The following is a 24881-nucleotide window of genomic DNA, read 5'->3' as shown; positions in this document are numbered from 1 at the left end:
AACAGGAGGCCGGACGGTGCTTAAGGCGACGGAATCCGCCGAAACGGCGGACCTCATCGTATGCAACGGCAAGATCGCGACGCAGGACGACCGGCAGTCGTTCGTGACCGCGCTCGCGGTGAAGGACGGCCGGATCCTCGCGACCGGCAGCGGGCACGAGGTGATGCGCCATGCGCGCGCCGACACGCTGCGCATCGACCTGAACGGCCGCACCGTGATCCCGGGGCTGAACGATTCGCACCTGCACGTGATCCGCGGCGGCCTGAACTTCAACCTGGAACTGCGCTGGGACGGCGTGCCGACGCTCGCCGATGCGCTCTGCATGCTGCGTCGCCAGGTGCTGCGCACGCCTGCGCCGCAGTGGGTGCGCGTCGTCGGCGGCTGGACCGAATTCCAGTTCGCGGAAAAGCGCGGGCCGACGGCGGCCGAACTCAACGCGATCGCGCCCGACACGCCGGTCTTCATCATGCACCTGGGCGATAGCGCGCTGCTGAACGCGGCCGCGCTGCGCGCGATCGGCTATGGCCGCGATACGTCCGATCCGCCCGGCGGCGAAATCCAGCGCGATCGCCTCGGCAGGCCGACCGGCATGCTGATCGCGCGCCCGGACATGGGCATCCTGCATGCGGCGCTCGAGAAAGGCCCGAAGCTCGGCTACGACGAGCAGATGAATTCGATGCGGCACTTCCTGCGCGAACTGAACCGCCTCGGCGTGACGAGCGCGATTGACGCGGGCGGCGATTTCCAGGCCTATCCGGACGACTATGGCGCGATCATGGCGCTCGCGAAGCGCGGCGAACTGACGGTGCGCATCGCCTACAGCCTGTTCGTGCAGCATGCCGGACAGGAACTCGACGACTACGCGCGATGGGTAACGCTGGCGCGGCCCGGCGACGGCGACGGGTTCCTGCGGATGAACGGCGCCGGCGAACTGCTGGTGTATTCGGCAGCCGATTTCGGGAATTTTCTCGAACCGCGCCCCGATCTGCCCGCAGCGCTCGAGGCTGAGCTGGCCGCGGTGGTCCGGCTGCTGGTGCGGCACCGCTGGCCGTTCCGGCTGCACGCGACCTACGACGAATCGATCGGCCGCTTCCTGAACGTGCTCGAAGCCGTGAACCGCGACATCCCGTTCGATGGGCTGCGCTGGTTCTTCGATCACTGCGAGACGATTTCGGATGCGAACATCGCGCGCATCGCCGCGCTCGGCGGCGGCGTGACGGTCCAGCACCGGATGGCGTTCCAGGGCGAGTACTTCATTGCACGCTACGGCGCGGAAGCGGCCGCGCGCACGCCGCCGATCCGCGCGATGCTGGCGGCCGGGCTGCCGGTCGGCGCGGGCACCGATGCGACGCGCATCGCGAGCTACAACCCGTTCGTGTCGCTGTACTGGATGGTGTCCGGGCGCACGGTCGGCGGCACGGCGCTCTATCCCGAACGCAACCGGCTCAGCCGGATGGAAGCGCTGCGCCGCTACACGGTCGGCAGCGCATGGTTCTCGAACGAGGACGACCGCAAGGGCGCGCTGGTGCCCGGCCAGTACGCGGATTTCGCGGTGCTGACGGACGACTACTTCACGATCGACGAGGCGCGGATCAAGTTCCTTTCGTCGGTGCTGACGGTCGTCGACGGCAAGGTCGTGCATGCGGACGACGAGTTCGCGCCGCTTGCGCCGCCGCCGCTGGCGGTCCGCCCCGCGTGGTCGCCGGTGGCCGAATTCGGCGGTGTCGGCGGATTCGGCCAGCGTCGTCCGGCCGCGCCGGCACAGCCGCGTGCGGCGGCCGACGCCGGCCAGGATGCCGGTTCCGTGCGCGGTTACGGGCGTCGTTTCACGCAGTGCCTGCATGCGGCCGCGACAGAGTCCGTCAAGCAGTGCGAAGCATTCGATCAGCCCGGTGTCGCCTTTTAGGATGGCGTCGCTCAGCGGGCAGGCCGGCGACCCCGGCGCGTGCCGCGCGATGAATGGACAATTTCCCGCCCCGGCGCGGGGCAGAAGGAGACGAGATGAATTCTGCGCACACGTGCGCATCGGCCCATGATGAAGTCGCCGGCGTCCGCATTCCCCGGACACCGATGGCGATCGAAGCCGCCGAAGCGGCATGCGCGTCGCTGCCGCGGGTGATTACCGACCACGCGCGCCGGGTGTTCGTCCTCGCGTCGCTTGCCGCGCGACGTGCAAGCGAGACCTGCGATGCCGATACGCTGTACGTGGCCGCGATGTACGCGAACATGGGCTTGAGCACCGCGTATTGCCGCTCGACCGAGCGCTACGAGATCGACAGCGCCGATGCCGCGCAGGCGTTCCTGCTGCGCCATCGGACGCCGCAGCGCATGCGCGACGACGTGTGGCACGCGATCGCGCTGCACACGACGCCCGGTGTGGCCGCGCGCGTGTCGCCGCTCGCGCGCGTGCTGGCGTCCGCCATATCGACCGACCTGATGGCAACCGGCGTCGATGCGTATTCGGTCGACGCGCGGCGGGCGCTGCTCGCCGCGTACCCGCGCGGCGACGGGTTCGGCGACGCGTTCCTCGATGCGATCGCCCGCGGGGTCGCGCACCGGCCGGCGTCGACGTTCGGCACGTGGAGCGCCGACGTGCTCGAGCGCGCCGATCCGGATTTTCACCGGCCGAACTTCTGCGGACGCGTGCTGGGCGCGCGCTGGAACGACGCGTGAGCGGGTCCGACCGACGGGTTCGACCACGGTCGGCGACGGCCTGAGCGAGGCTGCATCGGGCCGCCGCCGGAGCGGGGCTCAGGCCGCCCGGCTGGCCGCGTCGTGACGCGCATAGTCGACGTATCCCGTGCGGTCGCCGCCATACCAGCCGACCGGCTTCGGCGCGGCGAGCGGCGCATTCGCCGCGATGCGCTCGACGAGATCGGGGTTCGCGATGTACGCGCGCGCAAACGCGACGAGATCGGCGTCGCCGGCATCGATCAGTGCGTTCGCGGCGTCCGGCGCGATGCCGCCGTTGACGATCAGCGTGCCGCCGAAGGTCTTGCGCGTGTTCTCGACGATGCGCGGCAGGTCGGGCTCGCCGCTCCAGCCGTTGGTGTCGGCCGCGTGCAGATAGGCGACGCCGGCTTCGTCGAGCATGCGGCCGACGTACGCGTACGTCGCGTCCGGATCCGCGTCGCGCACGTTGTTGTACTTCGCGTACGGCGAGATGCGCACGCCCACGCGGTCGAGCGGCATCACGCCGCCGACCGCGTCGACGATTTCCTCGAGGAAGCGCGCGCGGTTCGCGACCGAGCCGCCGTAACGGTCGTCGCGGCGGTTCAGCGTCGACGACAGGAACTGGTGCGGCAGGTAGCCGTTGGCCGCGTGGATCTCGACGCCGTCGAAGCCGGCCGCCATCGCGCGGATGGCCGCCTGGCGGAATTCGTCGACCGTCCCGGCAACTTCGTCCGTCGTCATCGCGCGCGACGGTGTCGCGTGAATCTTCGTGTAATAGCCGTTCTGCAACTGCGCCCATACCTGCAGCTGCTCGAGATCGTCGTTGATGCCGGACGGCGACAGCGGCGCATCGCCGCCGAGCAGCGTCAGCGAGCTGACCCGGCCGCCGTGCCACAGCTGCGCGAAGATCCGGCCGCCGTTCGCGTGGACCGCGTCCGTGATCTGCTTCCAGCCGGCCGCCTGTTCGTCGGTGACGAGCCCCGGCGTCAGTTCGAACGACGCGGAGGCCGGGCTGACGTTGGTCGCTTCGGTCACGATCAGGCCGGCGGACGCGCGCTGCGCGTAGTACTCGGCCATGAGTTCGGTCGGCTGGCCGCGCGACGGCGCGCGCGAACGCGTCATCGGCCCCATCACGACACGGTTGGGAAGCGGCAGGCCGCGCAGGTCGTAGTGGCTGAGCAGGGAAGACATGATGGATTCCTTTTGCGTGGAGCAGGGCGGCGCCGCTTATCGTGCGATAGCGTCCGGTTGCGACCGGAGCAACGGCGGGCCCTGCGGAAAGTTCGGGAGTGACGCGGGTGACGTGCCGGCAGCGTTCCGGCGCGCGAACGGCCCGGGCGGGATTCGCGCGTGAACCGGTGCCGGCGCCGGTTCAGGTCCGTGCGTGGCGTTCCGCGTGCGGACGCCCGATCGCGAGGTAGTGTGCGAGCGCGACGATCGGGAACGCGCCGGCGACGGCGGCGACGAGCGGCCAGCCGCCATGCTCGTACAGGGGGCTCGCGAGCGCGGAGCCGATGGCGCCGCCGACGAAGATGCTCGTCATGTACAGCGCGTTCAGGCGGTTGCGGCTCGCCGCGTGCAGCGCGTAGATCTCGCGCTGGCCGAGCACCATGTTCATCTGCACCGCGAAATCGAGCACGATGCCCGTGACGACCAGGCCATACAGGCCGGCGCCGTGGATCGGCGCGACCGCGTACGACAGGGCGCCGGCGACCAGCGCGATCAGCGTCGCCCGCACGGTATGGCCGGCATCCGCGAGGCGGCCCGCGACCGGTGCCGACGTTGCGCCGATCGCGCCGACGAGCGCGAACAGGCCGATGGCCGATTGCGACAGCCCGTAGTGACGCGTCAGCTCGACCGGCACGGCAGTCCAGAACAGGCTGAACGACGCGAACATCAGGCCCTGGTAGAACGCGCGATGGCGCAGCACCGGCATCGTGCGGACCAGATGCAGCAGCGAGCCGATCAGCTCGAAATAGGTCGCGCGATGATCGGGCTGGCGCGACGGAATCGTCAGCGCGAGCACGGCCGTCACGAGCGTCATCAGCACGGCGGCGGCCGCGAACACGAAGCGCCAGCCGAACGCGTCGGCCACCACGCTCGACAGCGGGCGCGCGAGCAGGATGCCGAGCAGCAGCCCGCTCATGATCGTGCCGACCACGCGGCCGCGCGAATGATCCGGCGCGAGGTGCGCGGCGAGCGGCACCAGGATTTGCACGGCAACCGAGCTGAAGCCGACCAGCAGCGAAATCGCGAGGAACAGCCCGGGCGTCTGGACGACCGCGGCGGCAGCGAGGCTCGCGATCGACACGACGGCCGTGACGATCATCAGCTTGCGGTTCTCGAGCAGGTCGCCGAGCGGCACGATGAAGAACAGGCCGAGCGCGTAGCCGATCTGCGTCAGCGATACGATGAGGCTCGCGGTTTCGCCGGACATGTGCAGGCTCGGCGCGATGAGTTCGGTGATCGGTTGCGCGTAGTACAGGTTCGCGACGATCGCGCCGCAACTGAACGCGAACAGCAGGATGAGGCCCTGCGTAAGCTTGGCCGCGTGCCCGTGGGGCGCGAGCGGGGTGGATTCTGCTGACATGGTCGACTCCTTGGAAAGAGATGTCGGGTGCCCGTTCGTCGGGCGGGCGTTGCGATTGCCGTCGCGGCGAAACGGAAGCCGCCGCATTGCCGTCAAGATTATTGATCGATCGATAACAAGGGAATACGTCCGGGGCGCAATCGAGCATTGCGCGCCACGCAAAGGGGTGGATCGTGCGCGGGTTCATGCGCGTCGGGCGGCCGCGCCCGCGCGAGGAGGGGCCGCGTCGGCGACTAGCGCGATGCGGCCGCTGGCGAAGGCGGGGCTGGGGACATCGAAAACGGCCAGGACGGATCGCGCGGCGGTCACGATTTTCATGATGTGCGTCTCGAAACGGGCCTCCGGCGCGGATACCGCGGATCGCGAAGCCCGATGAGGCCAGTCTGGATCGGCAGGACGGAATAGTCCTGAACGCCGTCTTAAATCATGTGATTCATGCTGTGCGCGCGGTGGCGCGGACGATCAGTTGCAACTGCGGGTTTCAACAGCGCTTGCCCTGCAGCGTCGGAATCTCCGCGAACAGCCCCGCGAGCCAGTCGACGAAGACCTTGAGCTTGACGGGCGTATGCCGATTGGGCGGATACAGGATCGAGATCGGCCGGGGCGGCGTGTTGAAATCGGTCAGCACCTCGCGCAGGCGCCCCGATTTCAGATATGGCTCGACCAGGTACAGCGAGGTCTTGATCAGGCCGATCCCCGCGACGCCGCACTCGATGTAGGTGTCGGCATCGTTGACCGCGACCGTGCCGCACATCTGCACGATGCGCGTTTCGCCGTCGACGACGTAGTCCCAGGGGCGCGGGCGGCCCGTATCGGCCGAGATGTGGCTGATCGCGACGTGCTGGGCGAGATCGTCCACCGTTTCGGGCGCGCCGCATCGGTCGAGATACGTGGGGGACGCGCAGGTGCAGGTCGTCAGGCTGCCGATCCGTTTCGCGACCATCCCCGAATCGTCGAGCGCGCCGATCCGCACCACGCAGTCGACGCCTTCGCCGACGAGGTCGATCTGGCGATCGGTCACGCCGAGCTCGACCATGATGCCCGGATGGGCGGCGAGAAATTCGGGCAGCGCGGGCACCATGATCTGCTTCGCCATGGCCGGCGGCAGGTTCACTTTCAGACGGCCGCGCGGCACGTTGCGCGCTTGCGATACCGATGCCTCCATGTCGTCGATCTCGCGCAGCACCGCGACCGAGCGTTCGTAGTACGCCTGCCCGTCCTCGGTGAGCGAGATCCGTCGCGTGGTGCGGTTCAGCAGCCGGCAGCCGAGATGCTGTTCGAGCGCGCTCAGCAGCGCGGACACGCGCGGCGTCGTGAGACCGGTCGTGTCGGACGCGCGCGTGAAGCTGCCTGTCTCGACGATGCGCGTAAACACGCGCATTGAAAGCAAGGTATCCATCGTTCCGAAATCTCCAGCCTGTTTGTTGTCCGCGCCGGTTCATGCCGGCGCGATTTGTCGTGTCGTGCCGCTAGGCGTCGATGCGTTTCCTGAGCGCGTCGCCCGCAAACGGCATCTCGCGCAGGCGCTGGCCGGTCGCGTCGAAGATCGCGTTGGCAAGCGCGCCGGCGGTCGGTCCCATCGACGCCTCGGCCGCGCCGAGGAACGGCGCGCCGGGGCGATTGATCAGATTGACCCGCACGCTTTGCGGCGCCGCCGAGAAGCGCAGGATCGGATAGCTGCTCCAGTCGAAGCTGCGCACGCGCTGCGTATCGTATTTCAGCGCCTCGTACAGCGTCCAGCTCGCGGACTGGATGATACCGCCCTCGATCTGGTTGCGAATGCCGTCCGGCGACACGATCTGGCCCGCGTCGACGGCCGCTTCCGCATGTTCGAGCGTCACCTGGCCGGTTTCAGGCACGACCGACACCTCGACCGCGATCGCGACGTAGGCCATCAGGTTCTTGTATTTGCCGAATGCGAAGCCGACGCCGCGGTTGCGTTCGCGCGGCGGCCGCGGCCAGCCGAATTTCGTCGCGGCGAGCTTGATCACCTGGCTCGCGCGGTGATCCTGCATGTGACGCAGCCTGAATTCGACGGGATCGACGCCGGCCGCGTGCGCGAGCTCGTCCATGAAGCTTTCGATCGACCAGACGTTCGTGTGCGCGCCGAGCGAGCGCATCGCCGACGTCTGCAGCGGCATCGTCGGCGAGAAGTTGTTGACGATGTGCATGTTCGGCAGCGCATACAGCGGGATCGCGTTGCGGTCGCCGCCGCCCTCGGGTTGCAGCATCGGCGTCGACGGTGCGGGCACGAACGGCGGCTCGAGCATGCGCGCGGGCAGCAGCCGGCCGGCGTTGACGATCCGCTCGTTGTGCGAACTGCTCCACAGCGCGTATTTCCAGTCGACGATGCGGCCGCTCGCGTCGAGCGACGCGCTGAGCTCGGTGACCATCGCCGGCGTGAAGTGGTCCCACGTATGTTCCTGTTCGCGCATCCACTGGACGCGGATCGGCTTGCCGGGCATCGCGGCCGCGATCAGCGCCGCATGCGCGGCCGCGTCGTCCGCGCCGTTGTGCCCGTAGCAGCCGGAGCCCTCGGTGTGAATGCAGCGGACGTTCGCCTTCGGCATCGACAGCATCTCGGCGAGCGCGTCGCGCAGCGGGTAGACGCCTTGCGAGTGGGTCCACACGGTCAGCATGCCGTTCTCGAGATGCGCGACCGAGCAGGACGGCCCGATCGAGCCGTGCAGCAGGTAGTTCTTCAGGAACGTGGCGGACAGCGTCTTCGTCGCCGGCGCGGTTTGCGCATGCGTATCGGCGATCTCGATGCGCTGCGTCGAGATTCGTTTCAGGTCCTCGTGAACCGTGTCGCGATCGGGCAGCGCCCGGCCGGGCGACCAGCGGCAGCCGGCGGCCAGTGCGCGCTGCGCGACGACCGCCTGCCATTCGCCCTGCGCGACCACCGCGAGCATGCTGCCGTTGCGCACGATCCGCACGACACCCGGCATCTTCAGGATCGCGGCTTCGTCGAACGACAGCAGCTTCGCGTCGTACACCGGCGGCATCACGGCGCGCGCATGCAGCATGCCGGGCAGCGTCATGTCCTGCACGTAGCTGACGCCGCCCGTGACCTTGTTCGGAATGTCGACGCGCGGCAGCGACGTGCCGATCACGGCGAACGTGCCCGGACTCTTCAACGGCGACGTCGGCGTCGCGCGGCGATGCAGGTCGACGGTGCGGACCGCGTCGCCGTAGCGCATCGTGCGGCCGTCCGGCGCCTTGATGACCGCGTCGGCGACGGTGAGCAGGCGCGCCTCGACGCCGAACTGCTTCGCCGCGCCGTCGACCAGCAGCCCGCGCACCTGCGCGGCGGCGTTCAGCAGCGCGGAGCCGCTGTCCGCCATCGTGTGGCTGCCGGCCGTCAATCCCTCGTCCGGCGACGCGCCGGTATCGGCGGTCAGGAACGTGATCAGCGAGGGCTTCATGTTCAGCTCCTCGGCGGCCACCTGCAGCAACGCGGTGCGCACGCCGGTGCCGAGCTCGACCTTGCCCGTGAACACGGTGACCTTGCCGTCGGGCGTGATCTTGATCCACGCGTCCAGCAGCGGATTGGTCTTCAGGCTGCCGGCCAGCGTTTCGGTGGCCCCGGACACGTGGACGGCCGCACCTTCGTCCGCGATCACGACCTCGGCGGCGGCGCGCGCGGCCGGTGCGAGGCTGAACGCGACGAACAGCGCGCCGGAAACCATGAAGTGCCGGCGGCCTTCGTCGATATCGTCGGGTGGGTTCATCAGAGTCCCTTGCTGATCGTGACGGGAGCTGCGGCCGGTTCCGGGTCCGGCAGGCCCGCGACCTGGCGCACGGCCGCCAGGATCCGCATGTGCGTGCCGCAACGGCACAGATTCGGTTCCATGTGCGTGCGCAGCTCGTGTTCGGTGGGTTTCGGCTTGCGTTCCAGCAGCGCCTGCGCGCGCATGATCATGCCCGCGATGCAATAACCGCACTGCGCCGCCTGATGATCGATGAACGCTTGCTGAAGCTTGCCCGGATGCTCGGCGGTGCCGAGGCTCTCGAGGGTCCTGACGCGGCGCTCGCCGACCGCGGCGACCGGAATCAGGCACGAGAACATCGGCTTGTCGTCGACGATCACGGTGCACGCGCCGCATTGCCCGAGGCCGCAGCCGAACTTCGCGCCGTGCAGGTGCAGGTCGTTGCGCAGCGCGTAAAGGAGCGGCGTGGACGGATCGATGTCGAGCGTGTGCCGCACGCCATTCACGGTGAGGGTGATCATCGCGCGCTGTCCTCCTTTCTGAGTTTCGCGGCCAGGGTGTCGATGCCGCTCCACGCGGGGCGATCGGTGTACGTTTCGCGGAGGTATGCGGCGAGGTCCGCGATCTGCGCGTCGTCGTACTGGTCGAGGTAAGACGGCATGTAGTTCAGCGTGTCCTCGCCGTGCCAGCCGATCCCGTTGAACATCATCTGGATCGCGTTGCGCGGCGTGTCGGCGGCGACTGCCGTGCCGAACGCGAGCGTCGGCCGTTCGCCGATCGACTGCATCGGCGATGCAGGCCCGTGGCACTGCGCGCACGATGCCTGGAACAGCACCGCGCCGCGCTGGCCGGCAGGCGTCGTCGCATGGCGTTCGGCGGCGCTCGTCGCAGGCCGCGGGGCAGCCGGCTTCTGGATCGACAGGATGTAGGCCGCGATGGCCTCGACATCCTCGGCCGGCACCGTCGCGAGATCGCGCGTGACGGGCAGCATCGGTCCGGCGGCCGCGCCGTGCTCGCTCGCGCGGCCGGTGCGCAGGTACGTGACGAGTTGCGCCTGCGTCCACGGCCGCACCGCGTGGCCGAGCGTATTGAGCGGCGGTGCTTCCCAGCCGTCGACGATGCCGCCGTCGAACGCCTTGCCCGACTGTTCGCCGCCGATCGCATTCAGCGGCGAATGGCAGGACGCGCAGTGGCCGAGGCCGTCGACGAGCGCCTTGCCGCGATTCCATTGCGCGGATTGCGACGGGTCCGGCCGGTATGCGCCTTCGCGCAGGAACAGCACGTTCCAGAACGCGACCAGCGGCCGGAAGTTGAGCGGGAAGATCAGGTCGTTCGCCGGCGTCTTCGTTCGAACCGGCTCGCGGGTCATCAGGTACGCGTAAGCGGCTGCGATGTCGTCGTCGGACATCCGCGTGAAGTGAATGTACGGAAAGGCCGGGTAGAGCGGATGGCCGTCGCGGGCGATGCCGCTGCGCAGCGCGCGCGCGAACGCGTCACGCGACCAGCGGCCGATACCGGTGTCGGCATCCGGCGTGATGTTGGTCGCGTAGATCGTGCCGAACGGCGTCGCGAGCGGCAGCCCGCCCGCGAACGGCTTGCCGTCCTTCGCGGTGTGGCAGACGACGCAATCGCCCAGCGCGACCACGCGCGCACCGGCCTTGATCAGTTGTGGATCGAACGATGCGCGGGCAGGCGGATCGATCGGCGCGATCAACGGCCGAACCATGATGCCGATCGCGACCGCCAGGCCGGCGATCGCGACGCCTGCGGCGCCCAACCAGAGTCGCTTGTGCTTCATGCGCGCTCCACGCGAACCGGTTCGTCCGGCGTCATTCGACAGGCGGGGCAATAGACGGCGCGTCGGCCGCGCACGTCCGCATGACGATCGCGCGCGGCAGCGCGGATCCGGTTGTCGCGACAGGCGGGCCCACGAGCGTGGCCCGGCTTGCGCGTGTTCGCGACGGACGTTCGGCGGCACAGCATTGCCGATCGATTCGGCGATGACAAGCGTGCCCGGCGACAGCGATTCGCGGCGGAGATCATGTCGTTACTCCATGGGTGGGGGCCGCGCGAGGGCTGTTTGCCCGCGCGGTGGATGATGGGAGGCAGTCTACGCGGGCGCCGACGCCATTTCCTGAAGCTGCGCTGAAACGTTCTGAACGCGCGCATGCTGCATCCCGGCGCCAGCGCACATGCGTCAGCGTGGCGTGCCGAGGCCGAACGACGCGGCAAGTTGCGGACCCTTGTCGAGCAGCGACGTCACTTCTTCCCGCCGCCGGGCAGACCATGACGCCAAGCGCTCGACGACATCGGTCGCGTCCGCCGGCAGCGCTTCGGCGAGCGACACGGCATCGCTCGCCGCCTTCGACGTGCCGGATGCCGTATGAGGGCGCACGGTGCAGGCCGCGTCGCCGATCAGCGCGACGCGGCCGTCGACGAAGCCGGGGCTCAGTGCGTCGAAAATCGCCTGGTTGAACGGCGCGCGCGTCGCAAGCACCAGTTGCGACAGGGAAGCAGGCAAGCGTTCGCCCGCGAGCTGCCGCAGCGTCGCGACGGTGTCGTCGGAAAGCTGCCCCGGATGCACGGACGCGTGATGGAGCTGGCCGTCCCGATCCGTCAGGTGCCGGCGCAGCGCATCCGGATCGGCTTCGTTGCGATACCACAGCCAGTTGAACCGGCGCGTGCCCGGCACGAGCGAGCCGTCGAGCGCGGGAATCAGGAACGCCATGAACAGCTCGCCCGGCGCCTTGTGAAGCGTCATGTTCTCGACCAGCGATGCGATCGACGCGGCGTCGAATTCGGCTTCGTCGACGATGCCGCGCCATGCGAGGTAGCCGGCAAACGACGGCGTATAGCCGGGGAAGAGGTGCGCGCGCAGGTTCGAGCCGGAGCCGTCGGCTGCAATCAGCACATCCGCGCGGATGCGTTCGTCTGCGAGGTATACGTCGACACCGTCCGCGTCCTGGTCGAAGCCGGTGACCGTGCGGCCGTAATGGATGCGCCCGCGCGGCAGCGTCTCGCACAGCGAGCGGTAGACGGCGTCCCATGACGAAAACGGCAGCATTTCGGGTTCGTCCCGCGTGACGACGCCGTCGCGATCGATCCAGCGCCGCCGATGCGTCGGCACGCTGATCGTCTGGCGGCAATGCCGGCCATGCCGTTCGAGAAACGCCATCATCCGGCGCAACACGGCCACGCCGCCGCCCTGGCCGCGCAGCGGCGTCGGCGAGCGCTCGCAGACCATGACGTCGTGTCCGATGCAATCGAGCGTCAGCGCGGCCGCGAGACCCGCGATCGATCCGCCTGCAATGACTATCTTCATCGTGCGTGATTCCCGTGTTCGGCCGGCGGCGTGTGTCGCCGTCCGTCCGTCGTGATGCGTGGCGTTGCATGCCGGCACGCACCGGTTCGCCGGATGATGCCAGGTCCGGCAACGGCCTGCGCCGACGGTGCAGGCGCGGGTCGAAAGTTTCCATATGGCTGCTTGCCCGCTAGATCCCGAGCAGCTGGCCCGCATTGCCGCCGAGTATCATCGAACGCTGTTCCGCCGTCAGGTCGAGCCGGTCGAGAAAGCGGACCGGCTGCTCGTAGCCCATGTCGAAGCAGTAGTCGCTGCCGAGTACGAGCCGGTCGACCCCGACGTTCTCCATCAGGAACTTCAGCACGGGCCCCGAATGGGACACCGTGTCGTAGCTGAAGCGCCGCAGATAGCTGCTGGGCTTGTGCGCGAGCCGGCGCGTTTCGGGGCGCACGGTCCAGCCCGCGTCCAGGCGCCCGACGAGGATCGGCAGCGCGCCGCCCGCATGCGGCAACGTGACGTGCAGGTTCGGGTGGCGGTCGAGCACGCCGCCCAGAATCAGGTGCGAGCCCGCGATCGCCGTATCGAACGGATTGCCGAGCAGGTTGCTCAGGTAGAAATCGCCGAGCCGCGCGCCGCCGACGGTTTGCTGCGGATGCAGGAACACGGGCAGGCCCAGTTGCTCGATGCGCGCGAACACCGGAGCGAACAGCGGATCGTCGAGATCGCGGTTGTCGATGTTGGTGCCCATGTACACGCCGCGCACGCCCGGCAACTGCGCAGCGCGCTCGAGTTCGTCGATCGCATCGGTCGCGTTCAGCATCGGCAGCGTCGCGAGTACGACGAACCGCGTCGGGTGCCGCCGGTAGACGCGCGACGCGGCCGAATTCCAGTCGCGCGCGAGCTTCGCGTTGAACGGCCGGTCGCCCCAGTACGCCATCGGCACGCTGAGCGACAGCGCTTGGACGTCGACGCCGGATGCATCCATGTCCTTGAGCCGCGCGTCGACGTCGATGAACTTCATCGGCAGCGGCCCGAGGCCGCCGGCGGGCGTCCGGAACGTGAACGACGCATCGTCGCACGCGAACGACCCGCCAAAGCGCTTGCCTTCGCCGCCGACCAGATCGCAAAAGCTTTCAGGGTAGTAGTGCGCGTGGATGTCGATCGAGCGCGGCCGGTGCCGCGGCACGGCGGCCGAGGCGGCCGGTGCGCTCGCGGTGTCGGCTGCGGATGCGGTGCGTCCGGCGACGGCCGTGCCGGCGAGCGCGGCCAACGCGCCGAGCAGGCGGCGCCGTGCCGGCGACATGCAGCAGGTGCAGTTCAACATGGTGTCTCCCACGGGATAGCGATTTTTTCGGGGCGTGCGGCTCAGCCGCGTTGCGTCATGCCCATTTCGCAGGCGACGAGCTGCGTGTCGAACTGCTCGCGCTCTCGTTGCGCACGGGCCGAGCGGTCGGTGACGGAGAACAGGACGACGCCGGCAAATGCCGCCGCCATCGAGAACAGCGCCGGATATTCGTACGGATAGACAGCATGCGCATGACCGAGCACCTGCACCCAGACGGTCGGGCTCAGCACGGTGAGCGTCACGGCGGTGGCGAGCCCGGTCAGGCCGCCCAGTACCGCGCCGCGCGTCGTCAGGCCGCGCCAGTAGATCGAGAGCAGCAGCACGGGAAAGTTCGAGCTTGCCGCGATCGAGAACGTGAGGCTGACGATGAACGCGATGTTCTGCTTTTCGAACGCGATGCCGAGCAGGATCGCGAGCACGCCGAGCACCAGGGTCGTCCCGCGCGCCACGCGCATTTCCTCTTGATCCGAAGCGCGGCCGCGACGCAGCACGTTCGCATACAGGTCGTGCGAGATCGCCGACGAACCCGCGAGCGTCAGTCCGGCGACCACGGCCAGGATGGTCGAGAATGCGACCGCGCAGATGAAGCCGAGGAACACGTCGCCGCCGACCGCATGCGCGAGATGGACCGCGACCATGTTCGCGCCGCCCGCGATGGCGCCGGATGCGTCGCGGTACTGCGGGTCCGACGCGACGAGCGCGATGGTGCCGAAGCCGATGATGACGATCAGCACATAGCCGGCCCCGACGATGCCGGTCGCATAGAGGATGCTCTTGCGGGCCGCGTTGACGTTGCCGACCGTGAAGAAGCGCATCAGGATGTGCGGCAGGCCCGCCGTGCCGAAGATCAGCGCGAGACCGAGCGACACGGCCGAGACCGGATCGGATACCAGGCCGCCGGGGCGCATGATCGCCGCATGTTTCGGATGCACGAGAATCGCCTGCGCGAACAGCGCATCGAGGCTGAAGCCGAAACGGCTCAGCACCATGATCGCCATGAAGGCCGCGCCGGCGAGCAGCAGCACGGCCTTGATGATCTGGATCCAGGTCGTCGCCAGCATCCCGCCGAAGAACACGTAGACGACCATCAGCACGCCGACGATCAGCACCGCGACCGTGTAGTTCAGGCCGAACAGCAGTTCGACCAGCTTGCCCGCGCCGACCATCTGCGACACGAGGTACAGCAGCACGATGACGATCGAGCTCGACGCCGCGAACGCGCGGATCGGCCGTTGCCGGAGGCGATAGGACACGACGTCGGCGAGCGTGTACCTGCCGAGGTTGCGCAGCGGCTCGGCGATCAGGAACAGGATGATCGGCCAGCTCGCGAGAAAGCCGACCGAATAGATCAGGCCGTCGTAGCCGCTCGTGAACACCAGCGCGGAGATGCCGAGCAGCGACGCCGCCGACATGTAGTCGCCGGCGATCGCCCAGCCGTTCTGGAACGCGGTGATCTTGCCGCCGGCGGCGTAGTGGTCGGCCACGCTGTTGTTCCTGCGCGCAGCCCAGCGCGTGATGAAAAGCGTCGACGCGACGAACAGCAGGAACATGCCGATCGCGACCGGATTGTGCCTGTGCGCCAGCGCCGCCGCGGGGCCGGCCGCGAACGCCGGTGCCGGGCCGACGGCGGCGACGGCGGCGATCGATGCGATGAGCAGGCGTTTCATTGATCGCCTCCGTGACGAATCGACGCGACGATCGTGTCGTGCACCGAATTGGCCCGATACACGTAAAGCGCGACCAGCGCGAACGTGACGACGAACATGCCGAAACCGACCGGGATGCCCCACGGGGTAGGCCGGCCCTGCACGATCGGCTGTCCGAGCAGCGTCGGCGAAAACGCCAGCGTGAGGATGAACGCGAAATAGAGGGCGAGCATGACGAGCGTCAGCGACCAGGCGAACAGCCTTCTGCGCCTGACGAGATCGCGAAAGCGGGCATCGCGCAGCAGCGGATGCGTGGCCTGCGCCGGCGCGTCCAGGTCGGATGCGGTGCCGGCGGCAGCCGGAATCGGGTGGTTCACGGTGTCTCCTTCTGGTTTGGGTATCCTGGCCGGGCAGCGGGCGCCGCGCGTCTCGCACGCGGCGCCCGCCCGCGCTCAGAAATGCGGCGGAACGGCGGTTTCCCGCATCACGACTTCCGGCGTGCGATAGCGTTCGGCCATTGCGCGCTCGGTGTCGTCCTTCAGTTGCGCCTGCATGTAGGCGCCGAGATGGCGCGCGTGCTGCACGATCGCGGCACCGAACGCGGTGCGCGTTTCGCTGTATTCGCACAGTGCGTCGAGCGGGTCGGTGCGCGTGGCGAGTGCCGTGACAAGCGCGAGCGCATCGCCGGCGGCTTTCGTGACGCCCATCCCGCAATGCGGCCGTGCGACGAACGCGGCGTCGCCGAGCAGCGCGATCCGGCCGAACGCCATGTTCGGCACTTCGAGGTCGTAGATCGGCTGGAACAGCGGTTGCGTCGCACGCGCCACGACCTCGGCGAACTGCGGCGCAAGCAGCGCGTGCGCCGCGTATTCCATGTCGTCGAGGACGTCGCGGCGGATCAGCGTCGGCGGAATGCCGCCCGCCCACAGCTTGCCGGTCTCGTCGGTCAGCAGGTTCGGCAGGTCGGTGTCTTCGCGGGTCGCGCGATACCAGACGAAGTTGTAGCGGCGTTCGCCCGGCTTCGTGCTGTTGCCCTGGCCGGCGACCGGATAGCCGAGGATCTGCTCGTGCGGCGGCAGCCCGAACGCGAATTTGCCGAACAGCGTCGCGTGGGTCGCGTCCGACAGGCCGGCTTCGTCGACCAGCCCGCGCCAGGCGACGTAGCCCGCGTACTGCAACCGTGCGTCCGGCAGGAATTTATCGCGGATCGCGGAGCGGAATCCGTCGGCCGCGATCACGAGATCGGCGTGCACGACCGAGCCGTCGGACAACGTGACCGATGCGCGATCAGGCCCGTCCGCGACATCTGCGACGACGGCGCCCGAGTGGTAATGCTGGTCGGGCAGTGCCGCGCGCAGCACGTGGTACATCTTGCTCCACGCGGTCAGCGTCTGCGGCAGCCCGCGTTCCGACGCCACGGTGCCGTCTCTGGCCAGCGTGATGCGCGATGCGACCTTCACGCCGATCGATTCGTCGATGCGCACGCCCGAGGCGAGCATCACGTCGAACAGTTCCGGATGCGTGACGATGCCGGCGCCGCGGCCCGAGAGCGCCTCGGGCACGCGTTCGAACACGTCCACGTCCCAGCCGTTGCGCAGCAGGAGATTCGCGGCAAACAGGCCGCCCAGCGAGCCGCCGATGATGGCGGCCTTGCGGTTCGTCGAAGTGCTGTCGTTCATGTCAGTCTCCGTGGGGGGCGCCGGCCGATCCGGCCGCGGCGGGAAGCGCCAGGCCGGCGACCTCGGCGGCAGGGTAGTTGAGCTCGATCGTCACGCCGGACGGATCCTCGATGAAGACCTGGTGCAGCCCGAGGCTCGGCACCGTGCGGTCGCGCCACGCGATGCCTTGCGCGCGCAGCGTGTTCCACATCGCTTCGACGCCGGTCGCGAGGAACGCGATGTGGTCGACGGTGCCGGTGCCCGTTGCGGGTAGGTCCTTGTCGCCGAGATAGGCCGCGAGCCCGTCGGGGTTGGCCGGATCGACGCCGATGATGTGGACCGTGCCGTAATCGGCTTCGTCGCCGCCCTTGTAGAGCCACGCGCCGGGAAAGTCGAACGGCGGCCGGTAGCCGCGCTTGAAGCCGAGCACACGTTCGTAGAAGCGGCACGATTTCTCGAGATCGAGCGTGCGGATCGAGTAGTGCGCGAGTCTGGATACGGGCATGGGAGACTCCTTGTTTATCGATAGATAAGTTATCGTTCGATAAACTATAGCCGAAAAGATCGGCATGACAAAGGCGCGATCGAACGGTGTTAACCCGCGGTCCGGAAAGGTGCCGGATCGATGTCGGCAGGTGGGGGCGACGGGCGGCCCGTCGTGGGACACGGGCGCGCGCGGGCGCCGGATCCCGGCGCGCGGCGCGTTACGACGCGATCTCGCCGGCCATCACGTCGTCCGCATAACACCAGACCCAGCGCTCGCCGTGTTCGATCGAACGCGCGAGCGGGTGGCCGGTTTCATGAAAATGCCGGCTGGCGTGGCGATTCGGCGACGAGTCGCAACAGCCGACGTGCCCGCATGTCAGGCACAGGCGCAAATGCACCCACTGGCTGCCGGACTTCACGCATTCCTCGCAGTAGTCCTTGTCGGTGGTCAGGATGCGCGCTTCGCCGAGATGGGTGCAGGTCGTGGTCATCTTCCGCTCCGATGCCGGCGCCGGAGATCGCTCGCAGCGCGGCCGGCGCGAAGCTGCGAGCGGGGTTGGATACGGTGCATTGTGGACGGTCGTGTCGCGCGCGGACCTTAATTCTTATTAAGCGCGTCAACCCGGGCGGCAAGGGGACGTACAGTCGCAAGTGCGCCCGGCGCGAGGTCCGGGCGAGATCCGACACGACGGTCACCGGGAGGCGTTCATGACTCAGCCGCAGCATGTCAAGGTAATCGGTTTGCCGAACAGCAAGGAGGCCTACGCAATCCGCGACTTCCTGAAGCGCGGCGTGATCGAGTACGAATGGTGCGAGTTGACGTCCGACACCGATTGCGCGCGCGAGCTGGGCATCGCGCCGCTGCGCGATATCCGCTTGCCGGTCGTCATCTTTCCGGACGGCTCACGCATCTACCAGCCGACGCTGCCGGAGATTGCCGCGAAGCTCGGCTGGGTCGCACGGCCTCGCTTCATCGAGTACGACGTATCGATTTACGGCGCCGGTCCCGCCGGCCTGTCGGCGGCCGTCTACGCGGCGTCGGAAGGGCTGCGCGCCGTCGTGATCGAACGCGATGCGATCGGCGGGCAGGCGGGAACGAGTTCGCTGATCGAGAATTACATGGGGTTCCCGGAGGGCATTCCGGGCGCCGAGCTGGCCGAGCGCGCGCGCCGGCAGGCGGTCAAGTTCGGCGTCGAGCTGCTGATGATGCGCGAGGGCGTGCACGCGACGTTCGTCGACGGCAAGATTCGCGTCGACCTGGCCGACGGCTCGATCCTGACCGCACGCTCGAACATCTGCGCGACCGGGATCGAATACCGCAGTCTCGGCCTGCCCGACGAACGGAAGTTTCTCAACGCCGGCCTGTTCTACGGCGCGGGATCGAGCGAAGCGCCGATGTGCGAAGGCAAGCACGTGTTCATCGTCGGCGGCGGCAATTCGGCGGGCCAGGCCGCGATGAACTTCGCGCGGCACGCGCGCGAAGTCACGATGATCGTCAGGGGCGCGTCGCTGGCGGCGACGCTGTCGCGCTACCTGATCGACCGGATCGAGCGCACGCCGAACGTGACGGTACGGTACGGCACGACCGTCGATGCGCTGCACGGCGACGGCCGGCTCGAAGCGATCGTGCTGCGTTCGGAAGACGGCGCGCGCGACGTGCTGCCGGCCACGCACCTGTTCGTCTGCATCGGCGGTGCGCCGAACACCGAATGGGCCCGGGATACGAACATCATCCGCAATCCGGGCGGTTATCTGGTGACCGGCAGCGACCTGTACGACTGCCCGGCATTCGAGCGCGTGTGGCCGCTCGAGCGCCGGCCCTACTATCTGGAAACGAGCGTGCCCGGTTCGTTCGCGGCGGGCGACGTGCGGTCGGGTTCGGTCAAGCGGGTGGCGTCGGCGGTCGGCGAAGGGGCGATGGCCGTGACGTTCGTGCACCGGTTCCTCGGCGAAGACGCGCATCGGCCGAGCGGCACCCGAGCCTGAGCCGAGCCCGAGCCGCGCGCCGGTTCCGCCGCGCGCTCGGCCCATGCGTCAGCGCGTCGTCGAAATCGGCAGCCGGAACGTCAGCACGGTGCCGTTCCCGTCGCGCGGCGCGGCTTCGAGCGTGCCGCCATGCGCTTCGACGATCGAGCGGCAGATCGCCAGGCCCATCCCCATGCCGTGCGATTTCGTCGTGAAGAACGGATCGAAGATCCGGTTCGCGATGTCGGCATCGATGCCGGCGCCGCGGTCGGCAATGAAGACGACCGCGTAATCGTCGCCGACCTGCGACGCGATCTCGAGTTCGCGCGCCGTGGCCAGTCCGTCCATCGCGTCGAGCGCGTTGGTGACCAGGTTCAGGATCACCTGCTGGATCTGCGTGCGATCCGCCATCACGCGGATGTCGCTGCAATGCAGGTCGACGCGCAGCGCGACCTGCTTCGCGTCGATTTCGGTTGCGGTGAGATGCAGCATGTCGCGAATCAGGTCGTCGATCGCGAGCGGCGCCAGCGCGGGCGGTGCCTGGCGTGCGAGCGATCGCAACGCGCGGACGATGTCGGCCGCACGCACGCCGGACGCACGGATGTCTTCGAGGCTTGCGAGCGCTTCGCCGAGATCGGGCTGCGCGCCGCGCAGCCAGCGCATGCACGCGCCGACGCTCGACACGATGCTCGTCAGCGGCTGATTGATCTCATGCGCGATCGACGCGGCCAGTTCTCCCATCACCGTCATGTGCGCGGTGCGCGCGAGCTCGGTCCGTGCATGCCGCAGCGCGGCCTCGGTCTCGAGCCGGCGCGTGTTTTCGTCGATCAGTTCCGCGTAGAGCCGCGCGGATTCGAGCGCATTGGCCGCCTGCGGCGCGAGCACTTCCAGCATCGCGATGCGCCGCGGCGAAAACACGCCGTTGGACAATGCATTCTCGAGATACAGCACGCCGATCAGCGCACCCTGCTTCAACAGCGGCAGGCAGAACAGCGAGCGCGTCGGGTGCGCGCGCAGGCTGTCGGCGTGGTCGGGAACGCCCTCGCGCTGCGCGTTCGCGAGCACGACCGGCTTGCGGGTCCGGGCGACGGTGTTCAGGATCGACAGCGGGACATCCTGCTCGGTGGGTTCGCTGCGGGCAATGTCGACGATCACGTCGCTGCCGACGGTCCGCGCGGCGGCCTCGATCGTCAGCCGGTCGTGCCGGGCGAGCAGCAGCAGGCCATAACGCGCGCCGGCATACACGATCATGTTGCGCATCAGCGTCTGGATCAGGCGCTCCAGCACGATTTCCTCTGACAGCGAATGGGCCGCGCGCATCGCGAGCGAGAAATCGAGATCTTCGCGCGCGGGCATGGCCGGGCCGCCCGGCGACGGGTCCATCACGAGGAACGGATGCTGCGCTTCCAGCGCCTGCGCCTTGCCGGCCGCACCCCAGCGCCGGTAGCACGCATGGGCGAGCCGCAGCTGATGACGGGCGGGGCCGGCGAGCCCGAGCGACGTGGCGTGATGCGCGGCCAGTTCGTGCGCGAGCGCCTGTTCGTGCACGAAACCGTGTTCCGCCGCGAGGCTGGCCGAGGCCTCGTACTGCTGCATCGCGACGATATGTTCGCCGCGCACGCGTGCGAATTCGGCATCGATCAGCGCGAGCTTGTTGCGGAACGTGCCCGGGTTGCGTTCGCTCCACGCGGCGAAGCGGGCGCGTTGCGGCGCATGGCGTTCGAGCAGCCGCCCGGGCGGCGTGGCGCCGCGGTCGCTCGCGATGCCGGCCAGCACGCCGAACAGGTGGAAGTCGGACAGCATGATGTGCGCGGGAGTGGACCACGCGCTCGATGCGGCTGCGTCGAGCGACGCGCGCGCCGCGTCCGCGTCGCCGAAAATGAAGGCCGCCTGGCCGGCGAGCACGTCGGTCCAGAACTGCAGGACCGACATCGGCGTCTTCGTCGACGCACGGGCACGCCAGGTGCCGATCGGCCGGTGGTAGCCGAGCTGCAGCGCGTCGACGAATTCCGACTGGGTGGAAACGAGGTCGACGATGTCGTCGTAACGCGCACCGCGTGCGATCTGCAGCAGCGGATCGATCTCGTCGCGGATCGCCGGCAGCGCTTCGCCCATCGCGAGCAGATCGCTGACGATGTGGTTGCAGCTGTAGCACATCCAGCGCAGCTCGGCGCTCGCATTGCCCGCCGCTTTCGCATCGCGCGCGCGCTCGAGCGCGTACGACAGCGGCCGGGTCCAGACGCTCACCTGGTCGAGCGCGATCAGCGTCGCGGAGCGGTAGCGCTCGAAGCCGTGGCGATCGACCAGCGCGAGCGCGACCTTCGCGAATTCGAGGCCGTCCTCATACGCGTCGTGGTGCCCGGCAATGCTGACGCCGTACCACGCGAGCCCCTGCACCGACGCGGCGGTGACGCCGTGGCGCAGGGTCAGCCGGACCATCGTCGCGAAATGCAGCAGCATCAGCCCGCCGCTCGGATAGAACATCGCGGCTTCGAGTGCGGTCAGCAGCGCCATCGCGGCTTCGACGCGCGTGTCCGTCATCACGGGCAGGTCGACGAGTTCGCCGATGGCGCGGCCATCGAGCGCATCGCGCACGGCGTCGCACGCCGCTGCGAGATCGGCCTCGACCGGCTCGGCCGGCAGTACGACGCCGAGCAGCGCGAGCCCGGCCAGCGCGACGTCGACGGCCTGCCGGTAGCGCGACTCCACCGTGAGCTGCGCGGCCTTCAGCCGGTGGGCCTCGGCGCGATCGGCCGGCGTGCGCGTCCGCGCCATGAGCTCGTCGATCGCTTCGGATGCCTGTGCGGTTTCGCCGGTCGCGAGCAGCAGGCCGCTGCGCAGGATGCCGATCCGGCTCGCGAGACCGTAGTGTTGCGACCATGCGTGAGGACCGAGCAGCGATTGCGCGGTCGCGAGAAACGACAGCGCGCGATCGCGCGCGGCGACGATCGCCGCGGCCTCGGCAGCCGCGACCAGGGCATCCGCGAATGCGAGTGCCAGCGCGCCGTCGAGCGGTGCGGTTTTCGCCTGCTCGATCTGGGCGGCGAGTTCCAGCCGGGATTCAGTCGACTGCGCGTCCGCGCGCCCGAGCATCGCGGCGGCGATCCGGGCATGGCACAGCGCGCGCTCCGCCCGCCCGATGACCGCGTAGACGGCCTCGAGGATGCGGTCGTGAACGAAGCGCCAGCGGTTGCCGGAGAGCGACACGAGGCCCGCCTGGCGCGCGGGGTCCAGCCAGAAGCGGAGTTCGGCCCACGTCTTGCCGGCGGCGGCGCACAACAGCGCGTCGTCGGCGTCGGTGCCGATACAGGCCAGCAGCGACAGCAGCGTTCTCGATTCGTGCGGCAGCCGCTGCATCCGGATCGCGAGCAGGCTCACGACATTCTCGGTCGGGCGGCGCGCGTCGATGTCGGCCGCATCCCATTGCCACGTTTGTCGCACCGGGTCGTAGCCGAGGAGCCGCTCGTCGATCAGCGTGCGCAGCAACTGCTGGATGTGGAACGGATTGCCGCCCGTCCTGCGGTGAACGATGTCGCCGAGCCCGGACAGCCGGTCCGGCGCCTCGCCGAGCAGGCCGGCCAGCATGCGCGTGACGTCGGGTGCGTCGAGCGGCGCCAGCGTCAGGGCCGACAGGCGGGTGGGGTCGAGCTGGCGCAGGAAGCGGCGGAATGCCGGCGGGTGGTCGTGCTGCGGCCCGCTTCGATAACCGGCAACGACGCAGATATTGGCCGGCGGATCGACGGCGATCGATGCGAGAAACGCGAGCGTCGCGTCGTCGGCCCACTGGATGTCGTCCAGCGCCATGACGAGCGGTTCCGCCGGCGCCGCGAACGCACGGAACGCATTCACGACGATCTGGCATAGGTGAAATTCCGGAATCGCACCGGTATGGTCGAACGCGACGGGCTCGACATCGAGCAACCACGCGATCTCCGGGAAGATGCCTGACAGCAGGTTGGCCTGACGGCCCACGCAGTCGCGCAGCCGCGCGGCAATCGCCGCGATTTCGTCGTCGCGCCTGGCCAGCGCGCTGCCGAACAGCGAGCGCAACGCCTGCAGCACGGGCGCGTAGGGCCGCGCGGGCTGGAACTGATCGACCTTCGCCGACGTGCACCAGGCCGTGCGCGACGCCGCCCGCGCATGGCGCATGAAGTCCTCGGCCAGCGCGGTCTTGCCGACGCCGGCCGGCCCGTCGATCAGCACGATGGCCGTCTCGCCGGTTTGCGATACGGCCGCCAGCACCGCCTCGAGCCGGCGGGATTCGGCTTCACGGCCGACCAGCAGGTCGGGCGCGTGCAACCCGGCGAGCGGATCGCTGCCGCCGAGCGCGAACGGCTCGACGCGGCCAGCCGCCAGCCAGTCGCGCCGGATACGTTCGAGATCGTGCTGGACCGCTTCGCAGGACGGGTAGCGATCGGCGGGCTCCTTGGCGATCAGTTTCAGGATCAGGTCGTTCAGGATCGCAGGCAGGTCGTCGCGAAAGGTCGTGGCCGGCGACGGCTGCATCGCGACGTGCGCGTGGATCCATTCGGACGTCGACGTGGCCTTGTAAGGCATCGCGCCCGTCAGCAGGCGGAACAGCGTGATGCCGAACGCGTACAGGTCGGAGCGCTCGTCGACGCATGAGCCTTCGGATACTTCGGGCGCCGCGTAGGCGGCGAAATCCGTGCGCATCGTACTCGCCGCGGCTCGTTCCGTCCGACGATTCCACGCATGGGCGAACGAGCGGAGCATGACCGTACCGTCCGGCGCGATGGCGAAACTGGCCGGTTGCAGATCGCCATGCAGCCAGCCGCGCCGATGAAGCTGCCCGAGCGTGCGCGCGGCCTGGATCGCGGCGTCGAGAAAGACGTCGAGCGGCAGCCGCCCGTCCGCCAGCGTGTCGAACGCACGCACGTCCGGGCGAGGATAGACGAGCACCGGGCCGTCCGCGGCGCGGATCAGCGCAACCGGCATGATCGCCCACGCCGGTTCCAGCGCTTCGTTCAATGCGTATTCGTGCTCGAATTGCCGGCAGCGCTGGTCGGATTCCCACCCGGTCTGGCACGCGGACCATACGCGCCTCGTCCCGGCGTCGGTGAGGTCGAACCAGAGCACGTCGCCCGAACGGACCGCATTCGACATGCGGGCGCGCGCCAGCCAGTCGGCATCCATTCGCTTCGTGTCGTCCGAGTCTCGCAAGGGTTGGTTCACGGTGGGGTCAGGCTGGGTGAGCAGGGCGAAACCGGCGCGTAAAACGGGGGCGGCCGGGCTGGGTTGCGCGCGTCTGGGCGGCGCCGTGCATTGTCCGCCAGCCTGAGGAAATTTGCAGTACCCCCGGCACACGCCGTTCCCGACGACCGGGCAGGCCGGTACCCGACTAAACCTATAGATAATGGTCGGCGCGCCTGTCGCGCCATACCATGGGTTCAGGCCTTCCGACACGCATCGCTGCGACTGGGCGGCCGGAACAGAGGGCGCCGCCTCGCGAGGCGGCGCAAGGTGCGGAGCAGCATAAGCGAGTGCGG

General features: G+C 68.8%; 17 protein-coding genes. 3 read left to right on the top strand and 14 right to left on the bottom strand.

Annotation, left to right across the window (positions count from 1 at the left end):
* The first annotated feature begins 16 nt into the window (after positions 1-16).
* Positions 17-1906, top strand: coding sequence for an amidohydrolase (locus tag ACNQQL_RS13965; RefSeq protein WP_347064438.1), 1890 nt, complete (start codon positions 17-19; stop codon positions 1904-1906).
* 95 nt (positions 1907-2001) lie between these two features.
* The gene (locus ACNQQL_RS13960) at positions 2002-2673 is read left to right on the top strand and encodes a phosphohydrolase (RefSeq protein WP_204420715.1); all 672 of its coding nucleotides are present in this window, start codon (positions 2002-2004) and stop codon (positions 2671-2673) included.
* 78 nt (positions 2674-2751) lie between these two features.
* Here ACNQQL_RS13960 and ACNQQL_RS13955 read toward each other — a convergent pair whose 3' ends face one another.
* From ACNQQL_RS13955 to ACNQQL_RS13895, 13 genes are all read right to left on the bottom strand, one after another.
* Positions 2752-3864 (bottom strand): alkene reductase, encoded by a 1113-nt coding sequence (locus ACNQQL_RS13955; protein WP_347064437.1) that lies wholly within the window; start codon positions 3862-3864, stop codon positions 2752-2754.
* 181 nt (positions 3865-4045) lie between these two features.
* Positions 4046-5263, bottom strand: a complete 1218-nt coding sequence (locus ACNQQL_RS13950; protein WP_347064436.1) for an MFS transporter — start codon at positions 5261-5263, stop codon at positions 4046-4048.
* A gap of 481 nt (positions 5264-5744) precedes the next feature.
* Entirely contained in the window at positions 5745-6662 is a 918-nt protein-coding gene (locus ACNQQL_RS13945; RefSeq protein ID WP_347064435.1) for a LysR family transcriptional regulator, read from the bottom strand.
* 70 nt (positions 6663-6732) lie between these two features.
* A complete protein-coding gene (locus tag ACNQQL_RS13940; RefSeq protein WP_072437948.1) occupies positions 6733-8994 on the bottom strand; it encodes a xanthine dehydrogenase family protein molybdopterin-binding subunit in 2262 nt (753 codons plus the stop codon).
* Positions 8994-9494: a (2Fe-2S)-binding protein gene (locus tag ACNQQL_RS13935; RefSeq protein WP_072437949.1), complete on the bottom strand. Its 501-nt coding sequence runs from the start codon at positions 9492-9494 to the stop codon at positions 8994-8996. The genes ACNQQL_RS13940 and ACNQQL_RS13935 overlap by 1 nt, the downstream gene beginning before the upstream one ends.
* Positions 9491-10771 (bottom strand): cytochrome c, encoded by a 1281-nt coding sequence (locus tag ACNQQL_RS13930; protein ID WP_347064434.1) that lies wholly within the window; start codon positions 10769-10771, stop codon positions 9491-9493. Before ACNQQL_RS13930 ends, ACNQQL_RS13935 begins: the two co-directional genes overlap by 4 nt.
* Positions 10772-11170: 399 nt before the next feature.
* The gene (locus tag ACNQQL_RS13925; protein ID WP_347064433.1) at positions 11171-12295 is read right to left on the bottom strand and encodes an FAD binding domain-containing protein; all 1125 of its coding nucleotides are present in this window, start codon (positions 12293-12295) and stop codon (positions 11171-11173) included.
* Positions 12296-12464: 169 nt separating this feature from the next.
* Positions 12465-13598 carry an amidohydrolase family protein gene (locus tag ACNQQL_RS13920; RefSeq protein ID WP_072437952.1) on the bottom strand — a complete coding sequence of 378 codons (1134 nt, stop codon included), beginning with the start codon at positions 13596-13598 and terminating at the stop codon, positions 12465-12467.
* 41 nt (positions 13599-13639) lie between these two features.
* Positions 13640-15286 (bottom strand): cation acetate symporter, encoded by a 1647-nt coding sequence (locus ACNQQL_RS13915; protein ID WP_347064432.1) that lies wholly within the window; start codon positions 15284-15286, stop codon positions 13640-13642.
* Positions 15283-15642, bottom strand: a complete 360-nt coding sequence (locus ACNQQL_RS13910) for a DUF485 domain-containing protein (protein WP_072437954.1) — start codon at positions 15640-15642, stop codon at positions 15283-15285. Before ACNQQL_RS13910 ends, ACNQQL_RS13915 begins: the two co-directional genes overlap by 4 nt.
* 75 nt (positions 15643-15717) lie before the next feature.
* Positions 15718-16944, bottom strand: coding sequence for an FAD binding domain-containing protein (locus tag ACNQQL_RS13905; protein ID WP_347064431.1), 1227 nt, complete (start codon positions 16942-16944; stop codon positions 15718-15720).
* A gap of 1 nt (position 16945) precedes the next feature.
* The gene (locus ACNQQL_RS13900) at positions 16946-17428 is read right to left on the bottom strand and encodes a VOC family protein (protein WP_347064430.1); all 483 of its coding nucleotides are present in this window, start codon (positions 17426-17428) and stop codon (positions 16946-16948) included.
* Between the two features lie 199 nt (positions 17429-17627).
* Positions 17628-17900 carry a UBP-type zinc finger domain-containing protein gene (locus tag ACNQQL_RS13895; protein WP_347064429.1) on the bottom strand — a complete coding sequence of 91 codons (273 nt, stop codon included), beginning with the start codon at positions 17898-17900 and terminating at the stop codon, positions 17628-17630.
* 217 nt (positions 17901-18117) lie between these two features.
* Here ACNQQL_RS13895 and ACNQQL_RS13890 point away from each other — a divergent pair, with 217 nt between their 5' ends.
* Positions 18118-19395, top strand: a complete 1278-nt coding sequence (locus ACNQQL_RS13890; protein WP_347064428.1) for an NAD(P)/FAD-dependent oxidoreductase — start codon at positions 18118-18120, stop codon at positions 19393-19395.
* 48 nt (positions 19396-19443) lie between these two features.
* Here ACNQQL_RS13890 and ACNQQL_RS13885 read toward each other — a convergent pair whose 3' ends face one another.
* Positions 19444-24798, bottom strand: a complete 5355-nt coding sequence (locus ACNQQL_RS13885) for a trifunctional serine/threonine-protein kinase/ATP-binding protein/sensor histidine kinase (RefSeq protein ID WP_347064427.1) — start codon at positions 24796-24798, stop codon at positions 19444-19446.
* Positions 24799-24881: the final 83 nt, after the last annotated feature.

This window comes from Burkholderia sp. LFS061, from assembly GCF_047978125.1.
Taxonomy (GTDB): domain Bacteria; phylum Pseudomonadota; class Gammaproteobacteria; order Burkholderiales; family Burkholderiaceae; genus Burkholderia; species Burkholderia pyrrocinia_C.
The sequence above is the reverse complement of the archived record's forward strand: the minus strand, read 5'-3'. Positions and strand labels throughout refer to the sequence as shown.

Coding starts and splice junctions, on each gene's coding strand:
- ACNQQL_RS13960 (WP_204420715.1), top strand. CDS start 2,002: ATGAATTCTGCGCACACGTGCGCATCGGCCCATGATGAAGTCGCCGGC.
- ACNQQL_RS13955 (WP_347064437.1), bottom strand. CDS start 3,864: ATGTCTTCCCTGCTCAGCCACTACGACCTGCGCGGCCTGCCGCTTCCC.
- ACNQQL_RS13950 (WP_347064436.1), bottom strand. CDS start 5,263: ATGTCAGCAGAATCCACCCCGCTCGCGCCCCACGGGCACGCGGCCAAG.
- ACNQQL_RS13945 (WP_347064435.1), bottom strand. CDS start 6,662: ATGGATACCTTGCTTTCAATGCGCGTGTTTACGCGCATCGTCGAGACA.
- ACNQQL_RS13940 (WP_072437948.1), bottom strand. CDS start 8,994: ATGAACCCACCCGACGATATCGACGAAGGCCGCCGGCACTTCATGGTT.
- ACNQQL_RS13935 (WP_072437949.1), bottom strand. CDS start 9,494: ATGATCACCCTCACCGTGAATGGCGTGCGGCACACGCTCGACATCGAT.
- ACNQQL_RS13930 (WP_347064434.1), bottom strand. CDS start 10,771: ATGAAGCACAAGCGACTCTGGTTGGGCGCCGCAGGCGTCGCGATCGCC.
- ACNQQL_RS13925 (WP_347064433.1), bottom strand. CDS start 12,295: ATGAAGATAGTCATTGCAGGCGGATCGATCGCGGGTCTCGCGGCCGCG.
- ACNQQL_RS13920 (WP_072437952.1), bottom strand. CDS start 13,598: ATGTTGAACTGCACCTGCTGCATGTCGCCGGCACGGCGCCGCCTGCTC.
- ACNQQL_RS13915 (WP_347064432.1), bottom strand. CDS start 15,286: ATGAAACGCCTGCTCATCGCATCGATCGCCGCCGTCGCCGCCGTCGGC.
- ACNQQL_RS13905 (WP_347064431.1), bottom strand. CDS start 16,944: ATGAACGACAGCACTTCGACGAACCGCAAGGCCGCCATCATCGGCGGC.
- ACNQQL_RS13900 (WP_347064430.1), bottom strand. CDS start 17,428: ATGCCCGTATCCAGACTCGCGCACTACTCGATCCGCACGCTCGATCTC.
- ACNQQL_RS13895 (WP_347064429.1), bottom strand. CDS start 17,900: ATGACCACGACCTGCACCCATCTCGGCGAAGCGCGCATCCTGACCACC.
- ACNQQL_RS13890 (WP_347064428.1), top strand. CDS start 18,118: ATGACTCAGCCGCAGCATGTCAAGGTAATCGGTTTGCCGAACAGCAAG.